This is a genomic window from Sandarakinorhabdus sp., from assembly GCF_031422795.1.
Lineage (GTDB): Bacteria > Pseudomonadota > Alphaproteobacteria > Sphingomonadales > Sphingomonadaceae > Sandarakinorhabdus.
Window position 1 is genome coordinate 1 of sequence record NZ_JANPML010000007.1, and the last position, 3,854, is coordinate 3,854.

6 protein-coding genes are annotated in these 3,854 nt (G+C 67.2%); 4 read left to right on the plus strand and 2 right to left on the minus strand.

What is annotated here, in order from left to right:
* Positions 1–288: glycosyltransferase family A protein (locus RMO81_RS00410; protein WP_310473748.1), on the minus strand; the 288-nt coding region annotated here is incomplete at its 3' end.
* Between the two features lie 76 nt (positions 289–364).
* On the opposite strand from RMO81_RS00410, the gene RMO81_RS00415 reads away from it, so the two are divergent.
* Positions 365–1,798, plus strand: coding sequence for an oligosaccharide flippase family protein (locus RMO81_RS00415; RefSeq protein ID WP_310473749.1), 1,434 nt, complete (start codon positions 365–367; stop codon positions 1,796–1,798).
* Positions 1,799–1,880: 82 nt separating this feature from the next.
* Entirely contained in the window at positions 1,881–2,366 is a 486-nt protein-coding gene (locus tag RMO81_RS00420; RefSeq protein ID WP_310473750.1) for a hypothetical protein, read from the plus strand.
* Between the two features lie 16 nt (positions 2,367–2,382).
* On the opposite strand, the gene RMO81_RS00425 is transcribed toward RMO81_RS00420, so the two are convergent.
* The gene (locus RMO81_RS00425; RefSeq protein ID WP_310473751.1) at positions 2,383–2,964 is read right to left on the minus strand and encodes an inner membrane-spanning protein YciB; all 582 of its coding nucleotides are present in this window, start codon (positions 2,962–2,964) and stop codon (positions 2,383–2,385) included.
* A gap of 157 nt (positions 2,965–3,121) precedes the next feature.
* Between RMO81_RS00425 and ccmA the strand changes: the two genes are divergently transcribed.
* The gene (gene ccmA, locus RMO81_RS00430) at positions 3,122–3,694 is read left to right on the plus strand and encodes a heme ABC exporter ATP-binding protein CcmA (RefSeq protein ID WP_310473752.1); all 573 of its coding nucleotides are present in this window, start codon (positions 3,122–3,124) and stop codon (positions 3,692–3,694) included.
* On the plus strand, positions 3,694–3,854 hold a 161-nt coding region (locus tag RMO81_RS00435; RefSeq protein ID WP_310473753.1), incomplete at its 3' end, for a heme exporter protein CcmB. The genes ccmA and RMO81_RS00435, both read left to right, overlap by 1 nt.

Consider the following 3,854-nt stretch of genomic DNA (forward strand, 5'->3'; position numbering starts at 1 on the left):
TTCGACATAGCAATCATCGTCGGTGAACAGGATCAACTCGCCCGTGGCGGCTGCGACACCGGCGTTGCGGGCGTTGCTCAGCCCCGGCACCGGCTGGTGCACCTGGACAACGCGAAAACCTGCCTGCGCGGCAAAATCCGCGACCACCGCTGCGGTCGCGTCGGTTGATCCATTGTCCACGATCACCAGTTCCCAATCGCCGTCATGGACGATCCCCGCCACCGCCGCCAGGCAGCGACCGAGCGGCCCGGCACGGTTGCGCGTGCAAATGATCAGCGAAATTGTCACAAACCTCGATTAGCCTCGCGTTTTGCATCTGTTATGCCGCAGGCATGACGATCGCATGAACTTCGACAGGAATCGAATGCCGCCTGCCAGCATCGTCACGCGCGTCACGCGATCGGTGCGTTGGGCCTTTCTCGAAAGCCTGCTCAGCGCCCTCGCCTCGCTGGTCACCGTGCTCGTTCTGGCGCGGCTGGTGCCGCCCGACGAGTTTGGCCGCGCCGGCATTGCGGTGGCCATTTCCCTGATCGTCCAGGCGGCCTTGCTCGGCGGCATGCCGGATGCCCTGGTGCGCAGCCCTTCGGCGCACACCAGGCTGACTGATTCGGCCTTCTGGTCGCTGCTCGTCATCGGGGTTGCCAGCGTATTGGTCATTGCCGGGTGCGGGCTAATCGTGGCGCGCTGGGATCCCCGGCTGGGCGCACTGATCGCCGTTCAGGGCCTCACCACCATCGCCGTGGCCGCCGCTGCCGTTCCAACCGGCTTGCTGCTGCGCAAGATGCGCACCCGCGCGCTGGCCAAGCGCACCGCGGTGTCCAAACTTGCCGGGCTGGCGGCGTCGATTGGCTTTGCGCTGGCGGGCACCGGTGCCTGGGCTGTCGTGCTCGGCAATCTGGCTGCACAGGCGGTGGGCACGCTGCAATTGTTGGCCAGCATGCGCGCGCCGGCATGGCGGCTTCGCGATCCGCAGCTTGCCACGCTGCTGCGCATCGGCGTGATGAGCGGCGCACAGCAAAGCCTTGGCACGCTGTCCACCCGCGGTTTTGTGCTCGCGTTCGGCGCCGTGTTCGGTGCCTATCAGGTCGGGCTGTTCAACTTTGCGCTGCGCCTTGTCGAGGAAAGTTGCGGCCTGGTGATCACCACCCTGCGCCGCGTCACGGTCACCAGTTTCGCCGCCGCAAAGCGTAGCGCGCTCGATATGAAGCCGATGTTCATCGCCGGCACCAACGTCATCGCTTATGGCACCGCGCCGCTGTTCCTGGGCGGTGCCGCCGTTGCCCCCGATGCCGTCGCGCTGCTGTTCGGACCGCAATGGGCGGGGGCCGTGCCGGCCTTGCAGCTGATGCTCGGCCTGTGGGTGGTGCGCGCCACCCGCATTCTCGTCAACGCCGTCATGGTGGTGGAAGGGCGCCAACGCGCGATGGTGGGCTTTGGCGCCATCGGCCTGGCTGCCACCGCCGCCGCCTTCGCAGCTGCCGCCCCGTTTGGCCCGGCCTGGACCACCTTTGCCTATGCTGCCACCATCGTTGGCGTCATCTTTGGCGGCCCCGCCTTCACCCGCCAGACCGGCATCAGCCTGTCGACTCAGCTCACCGCCGGGCTGGCGCCAATCGGCTTTGCGGTCGCCATGGCGGCCGTCGTTGTCGCCCTGCGCGTCGGCCCGCTGGCGGCGATGCCACTGGCGCTGCGACTGGCCATCGAGATCGGCGCGGGCCTGAGCGTCTTTGTCGGGTTGGCGCTGGCCTTTGATCGCGCCAGTCTGGCGCGGCTGCAGCGGCTTGCGCTGCGGCGCTGATCGGCGCTGGCGGCGTCATGTGGCCGTAGCAATTCCGGCTTAGCAGGCTGGGGCGCTGTCTATCTGCCTTGGAGCCCCCACCATGCATCGCCTGTTGCCGGTCATTACGTTTCTTGCAGTCGCCGCGACCGCGGTATCGGCCGCAACCCCGCTGCTGCCTTCCGAATCCCCTGGCGTGGTTCAGCGTTTCATCGACGTTCTGCGCAACAACATGAGCCTGGGCAGCCTGCCCGATGGCACGCCGATGCTGGCCGAGCCGCCGGCTGAGCGCGCCCAGCCGATTTTTTCCGCACCGCTCGCGCAACATGTCTACGACCGCGGCTTTGTCAGCGGCGTGTTCGAGGCGTGTGGCGGCGCCTGGCAGGACCAAAGCTTCAATCCGCTGGTTGCCCAATTGAAGGCGCGCGCCGACCTCAGCCCCAAACAGCAGGGCTTTGCGGTCATGCTGCACAACGCCGCCAAGGAACAGGCGACCAACCGCATCGCTGAAGAAGATTGCACAACAGAATTGAAGAGTTCGGCCCTGGCCACGCTGGCGGCGCAGGTGAAGGCCAAGCTGCCGAAATAGCCGCGGCCGAGCCGGCCTAATCCAGCTTCAGCCCATGCCGCGCCAGCAGCGGGCCCTGCACCAGGGTGAAGGCGAAGATGGCCAGCGTCACGCCCCACACCTTGAAGCTGAGCCAGTCATCATAACCCAGCGCGCGGCGGGCAACTTCGTTGGCGGCGAGCAGTGCGATGAAGAAGATCGCCCAGTTGCGGGTGAGCAGGCGCCAGCCCGTATCGGTGAGGCCGGGCAGGGCATCGCCCATCACCAGCTGCAGGGTGGGCCGGCCGGTGGCGAGCCCGCCGAACAGCAACAAGGCAAACACGCCATAGATGATGGTTGGCTTCAGCTGGATGAAGGCCTTGTCTTGCAGCCAGATGGTGAGGCCGCCAAACAGCACGACGATCACCGTGGTGAAGATCATCGCGGCCGGCAGGTGACGGGTCTGGCGCCAGTGCCACAGCGCCGCGATCAGCGTGGCAACCACGAACACCGCGGTGCCAACAACAGCACTGGCCACTTCGGCATCGGCAAGGCCGGGCAACTGGCCCTGCTCGTGCAGCGCCTTGCCCAATTTGCTGGCGCCAAAGAACAGCAGCAGCGGGCCGAAATTGATGGCCATGCGGGCGGTGGTGGAAAGTTGTGGGCGATCAGCGGGAGGGGGGGCGGCTGGGGGCATGACCGCAGTGATAACCAATAAGCGCGCCCGCGTCACCAGTTTGGCGCTTGGCGACCCTTGGGGGGGTGACGAAGCCGAACCAAGCCATTAAGCCGGGGCGGTGGTGGACGCGCTCGTGATCGACAATCTGGCTTGCCGGCGTGGTGGGCGGCTGCTGTTCGACGCCGTGTCGGCGCGGGTGGAGCCGGGCGGCGCGCTGCTGCTGACCGGCCCCAATGGCGCCGGCAAATCATCATTGCTGCGGCTGCTGGCGGGATTGCTGCGTGCCGAGGCTGGCGCCGTGAGCGGCGGCGGCCGCCGCGCCTTTGCCGGGCACGATGTGGCGCTGAAACCACGCAATATGCTGGGCACCGAGCTGGATTATTGGGCGCGGCTGGATGGCGGGCAGCAGCGGTTGCCGGCGGCGCTGACGGCGATGAACCTTGTCGGGCTGGTGGACGTGCCGTGCCGGCATTTGTCGTCTGGGCAGAAACGTCGTGCCGCGATTGCACGGGTGATTGCGGCGGGGGCAGACTGCTGGTTGCTCGATGAACCCACCGCCGGGTTGGACAGCGCCTCATCCGCGCTGCTGGCCGGCGCGATGGCGGCGCACCGGGCGGCAGGCGGCCTGGTGGTGGCTGCCGTGCATGGCGATATCGGCTTGGCCGGTGCCGCCGAACTGCGGTTGGGCTGATGTTTTTCCAGCTGCTCCGCCGCGATATCATGGCGATCGCCCGTTCCCCGGCGCTGTGGCTGCCGGTGATGTTCTTCGTGCTCGCCGCCGCACTGTTTCCCTTTGCCGTTGGCCCCGATGCCCGCCTGCTGGCCCGCATCGCGCCGGGCATCATCTGGGT

Coding starts and splice junctions, on each gene's coding strand:
- RMO81_RS00425 (WP_310473751.1), bottom strand. CDS start 2,964: ATGGCCATCAATTTCGGCCCGCTGCTGCTGTTCTTTGGCGCCAGCAAA.
- RMO81_RS00420 (WP_310473750.1), top strand. CDS start 1,881: ATGCATCGCCTGTTGCCGGTCATTACGTTTCTTGCAGTCGCCGCGACC.
- RMO81_RS00415 (WP_310473749.1), top strand. CDS start 365: ATGCCGCCTGCCAGCATCGTCACGCGCGTCACGCGATCGGTGCGTTGG.